General features: G+C 74.3%; 11 protein-coding genes. 3 read left to right on the forward strand and 8 right to left on the reverse strand.

The genetic code is table 11. From position 1 onward, the window contains the following. Positions 1 to 33: 33 nt before the first annotated feature. The 3 genes from ACVWNX_RS08155 to nsdA all read right to left on the reverse strand — a co-directional run bounded on the left by ACVWNX_RS08155 (position 34) and on the right by nsdA (position 3,455). A complete protein-coding gene (locus ACVWNX_RS08155) occupies positions 34 to 372 on the reverse strand; it encodes a P-II family nitrogen regulator (RefSeq protein ID WP_454413217.1) in 339 nt (112 codons plus the stop codon). Then, the gene (locus ACVWNX_RS08160) at positions 369 to 1,733 is read right to left on the reverse strand and encodes an ammonium transporter (RefSeq protein ID WP_454413218.1); all 1,365 of its coding nucleotides are present in this window, start codon (positions 1,731 to 1,733) and stop codon (positions 369 to 371) included. The genes ACVWNX_RS08155 and ACVWNX_RS08160 overlap by 4 nt, the downstream gene beginning before the upstream one ends. Positions 1,734 to 1,973: 240 nt before the next feature. Then, positions 1,974 to 3,455 carry a transcriptional repressor NsdA gene (gene nsdA, locus ACVWNX_RS08165; protein ID WP_454414675.1) on the reverse strand — a complete coding sequence of 494 codons (1,482 nt, stop codon included), beginning with the start codon at positions 3,453 to 3,455 and terminating at the stop codon, positions 1,974 to 1,976. 471 nt (positions 3,456 to 3,926) lie between these two features. Between nsdA and ACVWNX_RS08170 the strand changes: the two genes are divergently transcribed. Continuing rightward, the gene (locus tag ACVWNX_RS08170; RefSeq protein WP_454413219.1) at positions 3,927 to 4,595 is read left to right on the forward strand and encodes a bifunctional DNA primase/polymerase; all 669 of its coding nucleotides are present in this window, start codon (positions 3,927 to 3,929) and stop codon (positions 4,593 to 4,595) included. A 74-nt stretch (positions 4,596 to 4,669) separates the two neighbouring features. On the opposite strand, the gene ftsY is transcribed toward ACVWNX_RS08170, so the two are convergent. After that, positions 4,670 to 5,881 carry a signal recognition particle-docking protein FtsY gene (ftsY, locus tag ACVWNX_RS08175; protein WP_454413220.1) on the reverse strand — a complete coding sequence of 404 codons (1,212 nt, stop codon included), beginning with the start codon at positions 5,879 to 5,881 and terminating at the stop codon, positions 4,670 to 4,672. Positions 5,882 to 6,691: 810 nt separating this feature from the next. On the opposite strand from ftsY, the gene ACVWNX_RS08180 reads away from it, so the two are divergent. Beyond that, positions 6,692 to 7,924 (forward strand): GNAT family N-acetyltransferase, encoded by a 1,233-nt coding sequence (locus tag ACVWNX_RS08180; protein ID WP_454413221.1) that lies wholly within the window; start codon positions 6,692 to 6,694, stop codon positions 7,922 to 7,924. Between the two features lie 350 nt (positions 7,925 to 8,274). On the opposite strand, the gene ACVWNX_RS08185 is transcribed toward ACVWNX_RS08180, so the two are convergent. The 4 genes from ACVWNX_RS08185 to ACVWNX_RS08200 form a co-directional block, all read right to left on the reverse strand. After that, positions 8,275 to 9,687, reverse strand: coding sequence for a sugar porter family MFS transporter (locus ACVWNX_RS08185; RefSeq protein WP_454413222.1), 1,413 nt, complete (start codon positions 9,685 to 9,687; stop codon positions 8,275 to 8,277). 189 nt (positions 9,688 to 9,876) lie between these two features. Continuing rightward, entirely contained in the window at positions 9,877 to 13,452 is a 3,576-nt protein-coding gene (smc, locus tag ACVWNX_RS08190; RefSeq protein WP_454413223.1) for a chromosome segregation protein SMC, read from the reverse strand. A gap of 319 nt (positions 13,453 to 13,771) precedes the next feature. Continuing rightward, positions 13,772 to 13,981 (reverse strand): hypothetical protein, encoded by a 210-nt coding sequence (locus tag ACVWNX_RS08195; RefSeq protein WP_454413224.1) that lies wholly within the window; start codon positions 13,979 to 13,981, stop codon positions 13,772 to 13,774. Between the two features lie 380 nt (positions 13,982 to 14,361). After that, entirely contained in the window at positions 14,362 to 14,643 is a 282-nt protein-coding gene (locus tag ACVWNX_RS08200) for an acylphosphatase (RefSeq protein ID WP_454413225.1), read from the reverse strand. 137 nt (positions 14,644 to 14,780) lie between these two features. Between ACVWNX_RS08200 and ACVWNX_RS08205 the strand changes: the two genes are divergently transcribed. Beyond that, positions 14,781 to 16,361: a CAP domain-containing protein gene (locus ACVWNX_RS08205; protein WP_454413226.1), complete on the forward strand. Its 1,581-nt coding sequence runs from the start codon at positions 14,781 to 14,783 to the stop codon at positions 16,359 to 16,361. Positions 16,362 to 16,397: the final 36 nt, after the last annotated feature.

A 16,397-nucleotide genomic window follows, 5' to 3' on the forward strand; every position in this document is an offset into this window, starting at 1 on the left:
TCCCCCACGGTCATCGGTCCGGCCGGGGCCGGGTCAGAGGGCGTCGGGGCCGCGTTCCCCGGTCCTGACCCGTACGGCGGTGTCGACGGGGACGGACCAGACCTTGCCGTCGCCGATCTTGCCGGTGCGGGCGGCTTGGACGATGACGTCGACGAGCTGGTCGGCGTCGTCGTCCTCGGCCAGTACCTCGACGCGGATCTTGGGGACGAGGTCCACGGTGTACTCGGCGCCCCGGTAGACCTCGGTGTGGCCGCGCTGGCGGCCGTAGCCGCTGGCCTCGGTGACGGTCAGGCCGTGGACGCCGAACGCCTGGAGGGCTTCCTTGATCTCGTCGAGCCGGTGCGGCTTGACGACGGCGGTGATGAGCTTCATGCGTCCACCTTCTCCTGGGGCGCGCCGGCCGCGGGGGCCGCGGCGGGCGTGGTCGGGCGGGCGGGGGTGGTCCGGGGGACGGTGCCGCCGCCCGCGCCGCTGAAGTCGTAGGCGGTCTCGGCGTGTTCGGTGCGGTCGATCCCGGCGACCTCGTCCTCCTCGCTGACCCGCATGCCGATGGTCTTGTGGAGGATCAGGGCCAGCAGAGCGGAGACCACGAAGGAGTAGGCCAGGACCCCGCCGACGCCGGCGAGCTGCTTCCACAGCTGGTCGAGGCCGCCGCCGTAGAAGAGGCCCTTGGCGTCGGACTGGCCGCCGCCGGTGGCGAAGAAGCCGACGAGGACGGAGCCCGCGATGCCGCCGACCAGGTGGACGCCGACCACGTCGAGGGAGTCGTCGTAGCCGAAGCGGTACTTGAGGCCGACGGCCATGGCGCACAGCACTCCGGCGACGGCGCCGATGGCGAGGGAGCCGAGCGGGGAGCTGGAGCCCCCGGCGGGGGTGATGGCGACGAGTCCGGCGACGGCGCCGGAGGCGGCGCCGAGGGTGGTGCAGGCGCCGTGCCGCAGCTTCTCGTAGCCGAGCCAGGCGAGCATCGCGGCGGCGGTGGCGACCTGGGTGTTGAGGAACATCAGCGCGCCGACGCCGTCGTCGTTGCCGAGCCAGGAGCCCGCGTTGAAGCCGAACCAGCCGAACCACAGCAGTCCCGCGCCGAGCATCACGAGCGGCAGGGAGTGCGGGCGCATCGGGTCCTTCTTGAAGCCGACCCGCTTGCCGATCACCAGGATCACGGCGAGGGCGGCGGCGCCCGCGTTGATGTGCACGGCGGTGCCGCCCGCGAAGTCGATCACGCCGAGTTCGAAGGCCCAGCCCCCGGCGCCCCACACCCAGTGGGCGACGGGGAAGTAGACGACGGTCGCCCACAGCGTGATGAACAGGGTCCAGGCGCCGAACTTGACCCGGTCCGCGAGGGCGCCGCTGATCAGGGCGGGGGTGAGGACGGCGAACATCAGCTGGAAGACGGCGAAGACGTACACGGGGACGGTGTAGCCGTCCCAGAGCTCGTTGAGACCGATGCCGCTGAGGCCGACGTACTCGGACGACCAGCCGATGAGGCCGCCGCTGTCCGTGCCGAAGGCGACGGAGAAGCCGTAGAGCACCCACAGGACGGTGACGACGCCCAGGCTGATGAAGCTCATCATCAGCATGTTGAGGGTGGACTTGACGCGGACCATTCCTCCGTAGAAGAAGGCGAGCGCGGGGGTCATCAGCAGGACCAGCGCGGAGCAGATGAGCATGAACCCGGTGTTGGCGGCAGACAGCGTCGGGGCGTCTGCGGCAAGCGTGATGCCTGGGGGCATCGGCGTCTCCTCGTCGTGGAACGGTCCCGTGAGGGCGGGACCGAGGGTGGCGTGAGGGGGTGGGCCGCGAGGGGCGCCGTGGTGGCGCCCGATCGCCCTCTTGTGCGCCAGAGACTCGCGCGGCGCCGTTTCCACGGATGCCACCCGTTGTTTCGCGCCAGTGACGAAGGGGTCGGGGGTGTTACGCGCGGGTGAACACCCCCGGAACGCGGGGCCCGGACCGGGTGCCGGGCCCCGGCCTCAGACCAGGGCGGCGCCCTCGGAGTTCTCCGGGAGCTGGGCGGCGAGCCGCTCGGTCAGTTCCGCGACCTCGGTGAGGTGCCCGTACTCGCGCACGGCGTTGTCCACGGTCTTGCGGATGCGGGTGTTCACCCGTTCGGAGCGCACCTTGCGGGCGACCGCGAGGGCCTGGTCGGTGAGGTGGACGCTCTGCTCGGGTTCCTTCTGGAGGAGGTGGACGGTGGCCATGCCGATGAGGTTCAGGGCGTAGGAGCGCTGGTGGTCGGCGTCCTGGGAGAAGAGTTCGACGGCCCGCCGCATCAGGGGTTCGGCCTGTCCGGCGTAGGTGGGGCTGCGGCCCGCCACGTAGGCGAGGTCCCGGAAGGAGTGGGAGTTCTCGCCGTGCAGCTCGGCCTCGCTGAAGAAGCGGATCCAGTCGGGCTCGGGCTCGCCGCCGTCCTCGGCGTCGGCGAAGGTGTCCTCGGCCATCCGCACCGCCCGCTTGACCTTGCCGGGCTGGCCCATGTTGGCGTAGGCGCGGGCCTCCATCGCATACAGCATCGCCTGGGTGCGGGCCCCGGCGCAGTCGCGGCTGCCGTACTGGGCGAGGTGGATGAGTTCCAGGGCGTCGTCGGGGCGGCCGAGGTGGATCATCTGGCGGCTCATGCTGGACAGGACGTACGAGCCGAGGGGCTTGTCCCCGGCCTCCTTCGCGGCGTGCAGGGCGAGCACGAAGTACTTCTGCGCGGTGGGCTGGAGCCCCACGTCGTAGCTCATCCAGCCGGCGAGTTCGGCCAGCTCGGCGGCGACCTTGAACAGCCGTTTGGCGGTGGCCTCGGGCTGGGACTCCTGGAGCAGGTCGGTGACCTCGTGGAGCTGGCCGACGACGGCCTTGCGACGGAGGCCGCCGCCGCACTGGGCGTCCCACTGCCGGAACATCCGGGTGGTGGACTCCAGGAGGTCCAGCTCCGGCTGGGAGAGCCGGTTGCCGCGCGGCGGGCCCCCGGGGTCGGGCTCGGCGCGGGGGGCCGCGGGGGTGGGCACGAGCCAGCGCTGCATGGGTTCGATCAGCGCGGGTCCGGCGGCCAGTCCGAGCGAGGCGCCGAGGAAGCCGCGCCGGGCCAGCATCAGGTCGCTGCGGGAGAACTCCCCGATGAGGGCCACCGTCTGGGGGGCGGTCCACGGGAGGTCCACCCCGGCGACGGAGGGGGTCTGGTGCGGGGTGCGCAGCCCGAGGTCCTCGACCGTCACCACACAGCCGAACCGTTCGGAGAACAGTTCGGAGAGGATGCGCGGGATGGGTTCGCGGGGGTTCTCCCCGTCGAGCCAGCGCCGCACCCGGGAGGTGTCGGTGGAGATGTGGTTGGCGCCCAACTGCCGTGCTCTGCGGTTCACCTGCCGGGCGAGCTCGCCCTTGGACCACCCGCTGCGGAGAAACCACGAGCCCAGCATCTCGTTCGGGCGCTTCTCCGCGTTCGAAACGCCCTCACCGTTGCCGCCCACCGGAACGCCCCCATCCGTCACGCCATGTGTTCACTACTACTGGTCAAGCCCTATCAGCATGCCGTGCGTCACAGCGCTTTGTCCGGCGCTTGTCACCCTTCGAACGGGGGACCGGGCCGCTCCCGCTCAACCGACGGGCCGGAAACTCCGTCGGGGAACCACACCGAAAGTAATCCGACGATCACACCTTCGGGGAGGCGATTCACGGAAACGCCACCATTCGCCACCCCTTCGAATGAACTCGACTCCCTTTCCCCGCGCTTGACTTGACACGCATCCGCCAGCAGGGGCGGAGAGACGCGTACCGGGGCGCGGAAATCCGTACACACCACCGGACGTGCTCCCGGACGCCGTCGGACACCCGTGTTGACGGGGCATGACGACATCGGACGGTCGCCCACCGCGTCCCCGCGCGACCGGGCCCGGCCGTGGCGTCGTAACCCCCGGCGCGCGGGACCTGTTGGAGGAGTCATGGACTTCACGATCGGCGGCATCCGTGACATCCGGCCGGGCGCGCGGCGCCGCGGCCGCACCGGCGAGTGCACCGCGGCGGCGGAGTTCACCGGGCTGCGGGGCTGGGACGTGGTGCCCGGCGCCCGGCGCGTCGCCGGGGCCTGCTCCTGCGGACGGGACGGCGCGGACGGCCGCCGCCGCTGCCCGGCCCCCGGCGCGCACCCCCTGGAGCACGCGCCGGTGATCCCCGCCGGGGCCACCCTCGACCAGGTCACCCGGGCCTGGGCGCGGTTCCCCGGCGCCACGGTGATGCTGCCGGTGGGCGGCGCCTTCGACGTGCTGGAGGTGGGGGTGACGGCGGGGCGGCGCGCCCTGGTGCGGCTGGAGCGGATGGGGCTGCCGCTGGGCCCGGTGGCGGTGACCCCCGACGGCCGCGCCCAGTTCCTGGTGGCGCCCGGGGCCGCCGCCGATCTGCCCGGGCTGCTCTACCGCACCGGCTGGGACGGGGCCGCCCTCGACCTGCGCGTGCTGGGGCCCGGCGACCATGTCACCGCGCCGCCGTCGGACCGGGGCGGCCTCGGTCCGGTGCGCTGGCTGCGGGCGCCCGGGCTGGACCCGGCCCGGCCGCCCGGGGCCCATCTGCTGCTCGGCGCGCTGGCCTACGCGGCCCACCGCAGCCGCCGCTGAACCGGCCGGGGGCACCGACGACGAGGGCCCGGTGGACGCCCGACGGGGGCGCGGTGTGCCGCACCCCGCCCGGGCTACTCCCCGATAAGCGCATCCACGAACGCCTCGGGCTCGAAGGGGGCGAGGTCGTCCGGGCCCTCGCCGAGACCGACCAGCTTCACCGGCACGCCCAGCTCCCGCTGGACCGCGATCACGATGCCGCCCTTGGCGGTGCCGTCCAGCTTGGTCAGCACGATGCCGGTGATGTTCACGACCTCCGCGAAGACCCGCGCCTGGACCAGGCCGTTCTGTCCGGTGGTCGCGTCGAGGACCAGCAGCACCTCGTCGAGCGGGGCCTGCTTCTCGACGACCCGCTTGACCTTGCCCAGCTCGTCCATGAGGCCGGTCTTGGTGTGCAGCCGTCCGGCGGTGTCGATGAGGACGACGTCCACGCCCTCCTTGATGCCCTCCTTGACGGCGTCGAAGGCGATGGACGCCGGGTCGCCGCCCTCGGGGCCGCGCACGGTGCGGGCGCCCACCCGGTCGCCCCAGGTCTGGAGCTGGTCGGCGGCGGCGGCCCGGAAGGTGTCGGCCGCGCCGAGCACCACGTTCCGGCCGTCCGCGACGAGCACCCGGGCGAGCTTGCCGGTGGTGGTGGTCTTGCCGGTGCCGTTGACGCCGACGACCATCACGACGCCGGGGGTGTCCAGCCCCGACTCGGTGTTCACCGTGCGGTCGAAGTCGGGCACCAGGAGGGTCAGCAGCTCCTCGCGCAGCAGGGCGCGCAGCTCCTCGGGGGTGCGGGTGCCGAGCACCCGGACCCGCTCGCGCAGCCGCTCCACCAGCTCCTGGGTGGGCTGCACGCCCACGTCTGCGGTGAGGAGGATGTCCTCGATCTCCTCCCAGGTGTCCTCGTCGAGGTGCTCCCGGGACAGCAGGGCGAGCAGGCCCTTGCCGAGCGCGTTCTGCGACCGGGAGAGCCGGGCGCGCAGCCGCACCAGCCGTCCGGCGGTCGGCTCCGGCACCTCGACCGGGGGCAGCGGGGGCGCCTCCTCGGCCTCCGCCTCCGTACCGGCGGGGGCCGTCCGCTCCTCGGTGGGCAGGGCGACCTCGTCGACGGTGCGGCGGGGCTCGTCCCGGGGGGTCTCGGCCTCGTCGCCGACGTGCGGCTCGGCCGGGGGGGCGGTGAGGTCGGGGGTGACGGGCGGCGGGGGCAGCGGGCGCTTGCGGCGGCTGCCGACCACCAGTCCGCCGATGGTTCCGAGCACCACCACGGCGATGAGTACAGCAAGAATGACGATGTCCATAACGCCCCCCAGTATCGACTACCCGGCCCCGGGGAGGGGTGAGACGGCCCCGACGGGGTCCGCCGTCCCTGCGGGGCCCGGCGCGCCGAGGGCCTCCGGCCGTGGGGTCAGCGCGGGTCCGCCGTGGCCGTTCGCGCAGTTCCCCGCGCCCCTGACGGACACGCCGTCCATCCCGGGGTCGTTCCCCGGGTGCGGCCCGTCGCGCGTTGCCCGCGCAGTTCCCCGCGCCCCCTGGTTCCTGCCCCGGGGGCGCGTTCACGGGTGCGGGCCCGGTGGTGGCCGCGCCCCTGACGGACACGCCGTCCACCCCGGGGGCGTTCCCCGGGCGCGGCCCGTGGTGGGTTGCTCGCGCCGTTCCCCGCGCCCCTGGGTCCTGGCCCGGAGGGCACGTTTACGGGTGCGGGCCCGGTGGTGGCTGGGCGCGCAGTTCCCCGCGCCCCCGTAGGGCGCCCAACAGGGGCGCGGGGAACTGCGCGACCGGCCCAGACGCACCCGCACACGAGAACGCAGCCACAGGGGCAGCCCCGTCAGGGGCGCGAGGAACGGCGCGAGCGACCCACCACGACCCGAGGCAGAACACCGGCCCCGGACAGCGCCCCGCCAGGGGCGCGGGGAACGGCGCGACCAGCCACCACCGGGCCGCGGTCACAGACGGACCAGCCCCGTCGGGGGGGCGGGGAACCGCGCGACCAGCCGTCAAGCGCGCTCAGGGCCGGGGCGGGGAGCCCCGGCGGCCCGAGGGGAAGGACGCGTCCGCGCCCCCGGAAAACCCGATGACCCACCCCGGGGACCCGGGTTAGCGTCGCGGCCATGACGTTGGAGTACCGCACGATCCCCGAGGCCGATCTGGACCGGGCCCTGACCCTGCACTACCTGGTCTTCCTGGAGAAGACCCCGGAGGACGAGACCCGCGACGTCCACCGGGACATGCTCGCCCGCTGCGAGCGGATCGGCGCCTACGACGGCGACGACCTCGTCGGACTGCTCGCGGCCCACGACCTCGACCTGTCCGTCCCCGGCGGCTCGCTCCCCGCCGCGGGCGTCACCTTCGTCTCGGTGGCGCCCACCCACCGCCGTCGCGGCGTCCTCACCGGCATGGTCGACGAGCTGTGGCGGCGCTGCGCCGCCCAGGGCAGACCGCTGGCGGCGCTGTGGGTCTCGGAGACGGCGATCTACGGGCGCTTCGGCTTCGAGCCCGCGACCCACGCCTACACGGTGACCATCGACGCCACCTATCCCCTCGACCTGCGGATCGAGCCGGACGAGCGGCCGCTGCGGCTGGTGCCCTTCGCCACGGCGCACGAGGTCGTCGGGGCCCGGCACGAGGCGTCCCGCCGGGAGCGGGCGGGCCGGGTCGCGCGCCCCGAGTGGTGGTGGCGCACCCACGTCCTGCCGGAGACGCTGGAGGAGGACGAGGACATGTCAGAGCCCCGGGTGGTGACCCTGGGCGAGCCGGGCGAACCCCCGGCGGGGTACGTGGTCTACCGCACCAAGAGCGACGACGAGGGGCGCGGCACCGCGCACGTGGCCGAGCTGGAGGCCGAGTCGCCGCGCGTCGCGGCCGCCCTGTGGCGGTACCTGGTCTCCATCGACCTGGTCGACAAGGTGCGGGCCTGGGGCCGTCCGCTGGACGATCCGCTGCTCCGGTTCGCCGACCGCGACCAGGTCGACGTGGTGCGGGAGTTCCCGGCGCTGTGGGTGCGGCTGGCGGACGTCCCGGCCGCGCTGGAGGGCCGTACCTGGTCGGCCCCGCTGGACCTGGTCCTGGAGGTCACCGACCGGGGGGTGCCGGGGAACGCGGGCCGTTACCGGCTGACGGCGAAGCCGGACGGGGACGTCCACCGGGCCCGGGCGGTCCGCACCGACGACGCCCCGGACCTGACGGTGGACGTCCGGGAGCTGGCCGCCTGCTATCTGGGCGGCACCGACCCGGCCGCGCTGCTGCGGGCGGGGCTGCTCACCGAGCACCGTCCGGGTGCCGCCGCGCTGTTCGGGGCGGCCTCCCGCACCGCGCTGCTGCCGCACACCACCGACGAGTTCTGACCCGTCCGACGGCACCCGGTCCCCGGGCACCGGGCACCGGCCCCTCCCCCGCGCCATGGCGGAAGGGGCCTCCGGTCCGCAGGCCCGCTGTGGCCGTTCGCGCGGTTCCCCGCGCCCCTGGGTCCTGCTTCCGGGGGCGCGTTCGCGGGTGCGGGCCCGGTGGTGGCTGGTCGCGCCGTTCCCCGCGCCCCTTTTCGGACACGCCGTACGCCCTGGGGTCGTTTCCCGGGCGCGGCCCGTCGTATGTTGCCCGCGCCGTTCCCCGCGCCCCTGTCGGGCGCCCGTCAGGGGCGCGGGGAATCGCGCGGGCGACCCGTCACGGCCCGGGGCCGGACCGGAAACGGGCGGGGTCAGCCCATCTCCTCCAGGGTCTTGCCCTTGGTCTCCCGGACGAAGCGCAGCACGAACGGGATGGAGAGGGTCGCGAAGCAGGCGTAGATGACGTACGTGGCGGACAGGTTCCAGTCGGCCAGGGACGGGAAGGTCGCGGTGATGACCCAGTTGGCGATCCACTGGGCGGAGGCGGCGACGCCCAGGGCCGCCGCGCGGATCCGGTTGGGGAACATCTCGCCGAGGAACACCCAGACGACCACGCCCCAGGACATCGCGAAGAAGAACACGAACCAGTGGGCGGCCACCAGCGCCACCCAGCCCTGGGTCTCCGGCAGTTTGCCGTCCACCAGGTCGTAGCTGAAGGCCCACGCCTCCAGGGCGAGGCCGACGGCCATGCCGACCGAGCCGATGAGGGCCAGCGGACGGCGGCCGATCCGGTCCACGAAGACCATCGCGACCACCGTGCCGACGATGTTGATGATCGACGTGGTGAAGGAGTAGAAGAACGACTCGGTGGGGTCCACCCCTACCGACTGCCACAGCGTCGACGAGTAGTAGAACGCCACGTTGATGCCGACGAGCTGCTGGAACGCGGAGAGCCCGATGCCGACCCAGACGATCGGCAGGAACCAGAACCGGCCGCCGAGCAGATCCCGGAAGGTGGGCTTGTGCTCGCCGCGCAGCTTCTGTTCGATCTCGTCGATCCGGGCGTCCAGGTCCACGTCGTCGCCCTCGACCTCGCGCAGCACGGTCCGGGCCCGGTCCCGTTTGCCCGCCGAGATCAGATAGCGCGGCGACTCGGGGATGGCGAAGGACAGCAGCCCGTAGAGGGCGGCGGGGAGCACCATCACCCCGAGCATCACCTGCCACGCCTCCACCCCCAGCAGTTCGCCGCGCTGGTCGCCGTCGGCGGCCTGGAGGATGCCCCAGTTCACCAGCTGGGAGGTGGCGATGCCGATGACGATCGCGGCCTGCTGGAACGAGCCGAGCCGTCCCCGGTAGGCGGGCGGCGACACCTCCGCGATGTACGCGGGGCCGATCACCGAGGCCATGCCGATGGCGAAGCCGCCGACGATCCGCCAGAACGCCAGGTCGTAGAGGGCGAACGGGAGCGCCGAGCCGACGGCGCTCACCATGAACAGGGCCGCCGCGATCCGCATGCAGCGGATGCGGCCGATCCGGTCGGCGATCCGGCCCGCCGTGGCCGCGCCGATCGCACAGCCGATCAGGGCGATGGCGATGACCTGGGCGAGCGCGGCGGAGCCGATGTCGTAGCGGTCGCGGATCGCCTCGACGGCCCCGTTGATGACGGAGCTGTCGTAGCCGAACAGGAAGCCGCCCATGGCGGCGGACGCCGCGATGAAGACGACGTGGCCGAGGTGTTCGGGGGGCGCCTCGCGGGCGGGGGGCGGGGTCGCCGCACTGGTCACGTCTCACTCCTGGGGCCACGGGGCGGGCGAGTCCTTCCAGTGGGGCACAGCTCGGCACCCCCCACCACCGGGGGACGGCCGGGGTGCCCCGGGAGGGACCCGGGCTCCCCCTGAACGGGTGAACGACGGGGTCCGCGTACCCGCCCGGCGCCCTGGTACTCCCCCGCGCCGGGCCGCCGCCCGACGGGCTCAGCGCAGTCGCTGGCTGATCACCTTGGACACCCCGTCGCCCTGCATCGACACCCCGTACAGCGCGTCCGCGACCTCCATGGTCCGCTTCTGATGGGTGATGACGATCAGCTGGGACGCCTCCTGGAGTTCCCGCATGATGCGGATGAGGCGCTGGAGGTTGGTGTCGTCGAGGGCGGCCTCGACCTCGTCCATCACGTAGAACGGGCTGGGCCGCGCCTTGAAGATCGCGACCAGCAGGGCGACGGCCGTCAGCGAGCGCTCCCCGCCGGAGAGCAGCGACAGCCGTTTGACCTTCTTGCCGGGGGGCCGGGCCTCCACGTCGACCCCGGTGGTCAGCAGGGAGTCCGGGTCGGTGAGGACGAGCCGTCCCTCGCCGCCGGGGAAGAGCCGGGCGAAGACGCCCTCGAACTCCCGGGCGGTGTCCCGGTACGCCTCCGCGAAGACCCGTTCGACCCGTTCGTCGACCTCCTTGACCACCTGGAGCAGGTCCGCGCGGGTCTTGCGCAGATCGGTGAGCTGTTCCCCGAGGAAGCGGTGGCGTTCCTCCAGTGCCGCGAACTCCTCCAGCGCCAGCGGGTTGACCTTGCCGAGCTGCTGGTAGGCGCGTTCGGCGGCCCGCAGCCGCTTCTCCTGTTCGGCTCGGACGAAGGGGCGCGGACCGTCGCGCGGACCGGCCGGGTCCCCGGCGGGTCCGCCGTCGGCGGGCGGGGGCGGGGGCACCGGCCGGTCCGGACCGTACTCGTCGACGAGGGCGGCGGGCTCCACGCCGAGTTCCTCCAGCGCCCGGGCCTCCAGTTGTTCCACGCGCAGCCGTTTCTCGGCGCCCAGCACCTCGCCCCGGTGCACCGAGTCGGTGAGCCGGTCGAGCGTGGTCTTCAGTTCGCGGGCGGCGGTCCGGGCGCCGGTCAGCTCCCCTTCCCGTTCCCCCCGGTCCCGTTCGGCGGCGATCCGTTCGCCCTCGGCCCGGGTCAGGGAGACCTCGACGTGGGCGAGGAGCTGCCGGGCGCCGGAGGCGACGGCGGTCGCCACGGACGCCTCGTGGCGGAGCCGGGCGGCGCGGCGTTCGGCGCGGGCGCGGGCCTCGCGTTCGGCGCGGGCCGCCCGGTCGAGTCCGTCGGCCCGTCCGGCGAGCGCCTTGACCCGCTCCTCGTGGGTGCGGACCTGGAGCCGGGCCTCCATCTCGGTCTGCCGGGCGTTGGCCCCGTCGGCGGCGAGCCGGTCGCGGGCGTGGGTGCCGCCGTCCTCCTCGTCCTCGTCGGCGAGGGCGGCGTGCTCCTCGGCGACGGCGAGGCGTTCGGCGAGTTCGGCGGCCTCCTCGCGGACCCGGTGCAGTCCCTCCCCGGCGCGGTCGGCGGCGGCCACCGCGCGGGCGGCCTCCTCCTCGGCGCCGCGCGCCTGTCCGGCGAGCGCGCCGAGCCGCTGGGCGACCGAGGACCTGGCCCGGTCGGCTTCGGAGCGCCGGGCGGCGAGCTCCTCGACCAGCGCGGTGCGTTCGGCGCGCCGTTCCCGGGCGGCGCGCTCCTCGTCGGCGAGGACCGCGCACCGCTCGTCGAGCGCGGTCAGTTCGGCGGTGGCCTCGTCGACCGCCGCCCGCACCTCCAGGAGGCTGGGCGCCCCGGCGGACCCGCCGTGCGCGAAGTGCGCCCCGAGCAGATCGCCCTCGGCGGTGACGGCGGTGAGCCCGGGATGGGCGCGGACCAGGTCCTCGGCGTCCTCCAGGGTGGCCACCACGACGTATCCGGCGAGCAGCCGCCGTACCGAGGGCATCAGTTCGCCGGGGCCGCGCACCAGGTCGGCCGCGTACCGCCAGTCGCCGCGCAGGGCGGGGCGGGGGGCCGTCCCCGCCGGTTCGGGGGCGTCGGCGAGGAGCAGCGCGGCCCGGCCGCCGTCCTGTTTGCGCAGCAGCCGGATGGCCTCGGCGGCCTGGGCGGGCGAGGTGACGGCGAGGGCGTCGGCGGCGGCTCCGAAGACGGCCGCGACGGGGACCTCCCGGCCCCTCTCGACGGTGAGCAGCGTGGCGGCGGGGCCGAGCACCCCGGTGAGGGCGTCCCGGGCGGCGAGCAGGGCGGCGGTGCCGTCGGCGCCGCGCAGCGCGGGGGCGAGCGCGTCCCGGCGGGCGGCGACGGCGGCGCGGCGGCGGTCGGCGGCGGTGGCCGCGTCGCGGGCCTCGGCGAGGGCGGTCCCGGCGGCGGCGAGGGCGGTGCGGGCGGCTTCGTGGCGGGCGTCGAGTTCCGCGTCCCCGGCGCCCCGGCCGTCGACCTCGGTCCGCAGCCGTTCGTGTTCCCGGCGGGCGGTGGCGGCCCGGTCCCGGGCGGCGTCACGGGCGGCGGCGAGCCGTTCGGCCTCGGCTTCGGCGGCGGCGACCCGGCTGCGGGCGGCGGCGACCCGGCCGCCGAGCCGGGCGATCCCCTCACGGCGTTCGGCGACGGCGCGGGCCACGTCCTTGAGCCGGCGCTCCTCGGCGAGCAGCGCCCGTTCCAGGTCGGCCCGGTGGGCGACGGTGTCCTCCAGGGCGTGCGCGGCGGCTTCGAGGGCGGCCGTCAGTTCGGCCTCCTGGTCGCGGATGCGGGCGGCCTCGCGCTCCAGGTCCTCGGGGTCCCGGCCCCGGCGTTCGGCCTCGGGGGCGGTGGTGGCGCTGGTGATCCGGGCGTCCGCGAGGGAGACGGTGCCCCGGACGCGTTCGGCGAGGCGGGAGAGGTCGAAGTGGGTGCGCCGGGCGCGTTCGAGGCGGGGGGTGAGCCGCCGGACCTCGTCCTCCAGCCGTCCCTCGTGGGCGAGCGCGGCGGTGAGGGCGGCCCGGGCCTCCTCCTGGCGGCGCTTCAGTTCGGTCTCGTCGGCGACCTCGGCGGCGAGGGCGGCGCGCAGGGTGACGAGGTCGTCGGCGAGCAGCCGCAGCCGGGCGTCGCGCAGCTCGGCCTGGATGACGGTGGCGCGGCGGGCGGCGGCGGCCTGCCGTCCCAGGGGTTTGAGCTGGCGGCGGAGTTCCTCGGTGAGGTCCTGGACCCGGGCGAGGTTCGCCCGCATCGCGTCGAGTTTCCGCAGCGCCTTCTCCTTGCGCTTGCGGTGTTTGAGGACGCCCGCGGCCTCTTCGATGAAGGCGCGGCGGCCGGTGGGATCGGCGTGCAGGACGGAGTCGAGTTGCCCCTGGCCGACGATCACGTGCATTTCGCGGCCGATTCCGGAGTCGGAGAGCAATTCCTGGATGTCGAGGAGTCGGCAGGTGTCCCCGTTGATCTGGTATTCGCTGCCGCCGTTGCGGAACATGATCCGGGTGATGGTGACTTCGGCGTACTCGATGGGCAGGGCGCCGTCGGAGTTGTCGATCGTGAGGGAGACCTCGGCCCGGCCGAGCGGGGGGCGGCCGGTGGTTCCGGCGAAGATGACGTCTTCCATCTTGCCGCCGCGCAGGGATTTCGCGCCCTGTTCGCCCATGACCCAGCTCAGGGCGTCGACGACATTGGACTTGCCGGAGCCGTTCGGTCCGACGACGCAGGTGATGCCGGGTTCGAATCGCAGCGTCGTGGTGGACGCGAAGGATTTGAAACCGCGCAGGGTCAGGGCCTTGAGGTGCACGCCCCCGGACTTTACCGCCCTCCCGCCGAAGCCCCGGTGAGGCCGGGCGCCGGGATTACCGGCCCGGTGCGCGGGGGCGGCTCCGGGCCCCTGGTTCCCCGGTGCGGGGCGGGGCCGACGGGCTCCGGCGGGGATATCGCGGTTTCACCGGGGAATGTGCAGGGCACATCAGAAAGTAACGGCGAAGGAGGGGGCTGCCGGAACGGGGACCACATGACAGAAGGGACGCCGAAGCGTCCCTTGCAGATCGGGCGAGCGATCACGGTATAGCGGTTGTTGGGCGGGCCCGACCACGTGTCAAGCGGTGCTCAGCGAGTGGTCAGGTGAGCGCAGGCTCCGCCTGGGGAACGTCGATGCTCTTGAGGAGCGATTCGCTGTCGTGAGAAGCGGCAGCCGCGAGCGCGTCGTTCTCGGCCTGAATCCGTACGAGCTCGGACTCAAGATCCTGGACGCGCTGCTGGAGCCGTCGCATCTCGGCGAGGAGTCGCGGGTCGGAGCCGCCGACGTAACCGAGAAGCGCCTTTGCCATGATGGATGGTCCTCCACAATGAGTGACCGACCGAAGCGGTTGGGTCGAGAGGGATTCGCACCCGCGGTGCTTGGCACTCTTGAGTTCTCGCTGCCGTTCTGCATGCCAAACAGGTAAGGTGCGCGGGGCTTCCAGAGTCTCACCAAAAAGTTTGACGGTCAACACGATCACACCCCGTGCCGATGGGCCGCCGGGGCGCTACGGGCCGGGAACGGACCGGCCGGGCACCGTCCTCGGGGCCCCGGGAGCGTGTGGTCCGCCCCCTCCGCCGAGCCTGTCACGGCCCGTCCCCCTCGGCAACCACCAGCGGCTTTCCCCTGCGGCACGGCCCCCGGAACGCTCCCCTCCGGAGCGCCCGGGAGCCGCCCTGGGCCTCTCCCTCAGCGGATCGCGAAGCCGTCGTACCCACCGCGCGGTGTGCCCCAGATCTCGGTCACCCCGTCCACCCGGCCCGGCGTGTCGCCCCGGTCGAGCCACTCCAGCAAGGTGTCGCAGGCGTCGCGGGGGCCTTCCGCGACCACTTGGACGCGGCCGTCGTCCAAATTGAGAGCAAAACCACTCAGCCCGCCGATCTCCAGCGCTTTGGCCCGCGTGTACCAGCGGAAACCCACTCCCTGTACACGGCCGCGTACCCATGCCGTGAGCCTCGCTTCTTCCTTCATGGGCGCACGGTAACCGGCGAAATGGCCTTTGGGCACTTCCTCCTCTTGTGGCATGGGGTAGCGTCCCCACGCAATGAGGCTCACCCGAATGGGGGAGTCGCATTGACAGCGAGGAACAGAAAGGCCGGGACAGGACCATGGGACGTCACCGACGCTCCGCCGCGGGACCCACCGGACCCGTTTCCGGTACCGACGGCACCACGCCGTACCGGCCCGAAACGGCGCCCGGCGAGGGCGCGTCCGCTCCGTCGGCCGCCTATCTGCGCGCCGACGCGCCGGACGCCGACCCGGCGTACGACGGGTACGCCCCGTACCCCGGGCCCGAGGGGGACCTGCCCGGCGCGGCGTTCCCGGGTGACGCTCCGGACGGCGGGAACCCGGTGGCGCGCCCCTACGCCCCGTACCCCGGCGGCTTCCCGTACGACGACGCCCCGCACTCCGGCGGGGTCCCCTCCCACGGCGGCGGGACCCTGGCGACGGGGCACCCGGAGCCGTACGCGCGCGGCGGCCACCCCGACCCGGTGGGCCACGGCGACCCCACGGGTCACGAGGACGCCTGGGACCGGAGTGACGCCTGGGGCCACGACGACCCGTACCCGTCCCCCTACTACGACGACACCGCGCCCGTCCCCCGCTACGACGAGACGTACGGCGGTTCCTCCGCGTACGGTCGTGGCCTCGCCGGATACGGCGCCGCGCCGGGCACGGGCGGGACGGGCCGGAGCGCCGCCGACGGCTTCCCCGATCTGACCGTCCCGGGCACCTTCCCCGACACCCCCGACGACGACCCGACCGCGGCGACCACGGCCCTGCCGCTGGTCCCGTCCCCGGCCGGGGACGCGTCCGCGCGCCGGGGGTCCCGCAAGCGGATGTCCACCCCGGTGCGCACCGGACTGCTCGGGGTGTCCGCCGCCGTGGCGTTCGGCGCGGTGGCCATGGCCTCCGGGGTGCTGCCGGGCGGCGACTCCCCCACCTCGTACGGCGGCGGGGCCGCCGAGCGGGTGGAGACCGGCGCCGGACCGAGCGCGGTGGAGGCCGACGGCGGGCCGAGCGCCCCCGCGAAGCCCTCCTCCCCCACGCCCGCCACGCCCTCCGCCGGAGCCGGAGCCGGGGACCGGGCGGCGGCGGACCGGGAGCGGAGCGGGGACGAGCGGCCGTCCCGCTCGTCGGCGAAGCCCTCCGCGCCCGCCCCCCGCAAGGAGTCCGCGCCCGCGCCGAAGACCACCGCGCCCACCACCCGCCCGTCCACCCCGCCGAAGGCGGCGCCGAGCGCCACCGCCCCGGCCACCAAGCCCGCGCCGTCCACCCCGGCGGCGCCCCCGCCCCCCGCCGAGGTCCCCTCCGGCGGAACCCCGGAGGCCCAGGTGCTGGCACTGGTCAACCAGGAGCGGGCCAAGGTGGGCTGTCGTCCGGTCACCGCCGACGCCGGGCTGGCGCGCCTCGCAGAGGACTTCAGCAAGGACATGGCGGCCCGGGGCTTCTTCGACCACACCGACCCGGACGGGGACACCCCCTGGGACCGGGCGAAGGCGGCGGGCGTGGAGCTGGGCGGGGAGAACATCGCCCGGGGCCAGAGCGACGCGGCGGCGGTCATGGCCGCCTGGATGGACAGCCCGGGGCATCGGGCCAACATCCTGAACTGCGACTTCACCACGCTGGGCGTGGGCGCGCACTTCGCGTCCGGCGGCCCGTGGTGGACCCAGAACTTCGGCTTCTGACACCCGGACCGCTTCGGCTTCCGGCCCGCCGGGCTC

It is taken from the genome of Streptomyces sp. JNUCC 64 (assembly GCF_054484115.1).

Bases quoted from the DNA above. Each gene is read 5' to 3' on its own strand.
- ftsY (WP_454413220.1), bottom strand. From the start codon at position 5,881: ATGGACATCGTCATTCTTGCTGTACTCATCGCCGTGGTGGTGCTCGGA.
- ACVWNX_RS08170 (WP_454413219.1), top strand. From the start codon at position 3,927: ATGGACTTCACGATCGGCGGCATCCGTGACATCCGGCCGGGCGCGCGG.
- ACVWNX_RS08195 (WP_454413224.1), bottom strand. From the start codon at position 13,981: ATGGCAAAGGCGCTTCTCGGTTACGTCGGCGGCTCCGACCCGCGACTC.
- ACVWNX_RS08155 (WP_454413217.1), bottom strand. From the start codon at position 372: ATGAAGCTCATCACCGCCGTCGTCAAGCCGCACCGGCTCGACGAGATC.
- ACVWNX_RS08205 (WP_454413226.1), top strand. From the start codon at position 14,781: ATGGGACGTCACCGACGCTCCGCCGCGGGACCCACCGGACCCGTTTCC.
- ACVWNX_RS08200 (WP_454413225.1), bottom strand. From the start codon at position 14,643: ATGAAGGAAGAAGCGAGGCTCACGGCATGGGTACGCGGCCGTGTACAG.
- ACVWNX_RS08180 (WP_454413221.1), top strand. From the start codon at position 6,692: ATGACGTTGGAGTACCGCACGATCCCCGAGGCCGATCTGGACCGGGCC.
- ACVWNX_RS08160 (WP_454413218.1), bottom strand. From the start codon at position 1,733: ATGCCCCCAGGCATCACGCTTGCCGCAGACGCCCCGACGCTGTCTGCC.